The sequence below is a fragment of the Vibrio sp. 10N.222.49.C9 genome, from assembly GCF_041474985.1.
GTDB classification, from domain to species: Bacteria; Pseudomonadota; Gammaproteobacteria; order Enterobacterales; family Vibrionaceae; genus Vibrio; species Vibrio crassostreae_C.
This window is the reverse complement of record NZ_JBFRVD010000138.1, coordinates 1-341: the sequence shown is the minus strand read 5'-3', so window position 1 is coordinate 341 and position 341 is coordinate 1. Positions and strand designations below refer to the sequence as shown.

Genomic DNA, 341 nt, shown 5'->3' with positions numbered 1-341 from the left:
ACACACAAGAGAGCGCCTTTCGTGCAGCTTCAGTACCATCAAAGGTTTTTGGCGGATCGATACAGATATCGCAGTTACCACACGCTTTCTCACGATACTCACCAAAATAATGCAGCAGGACTTGTCGACGGCAGGTTTGTGCTTCAGCAAAGGCACTCATTGCGTTTAACTTGTGCATCTCGACTTTTTTCTGCTGTTCATCCTCTTTTTCATCAAGCATGCGTCGCAACCAGTTGATGTCGGATGGGTCATACAAGGTCATCGCTTCAGCGGGCAAGCCATCTCGCCCTGCTCGACCGGTTTCCTGATAGTAGGACTCAATGTTTCTTGGGATATCAAAG

1 protein-coding gene is annotated in these 341 nt (G+C 48.1%); it reads right to left on the bottom strand.

All coding sequences use genetic code 11. The features are described from left to right. Nucleotides 1-341: RecQ family zinc-binding domain-containing protein (locus AB4585_RS22360; protein ID WP_372171006.1), on the bottom strand; the 341-nt coding region annotated here is incomplete at both ends.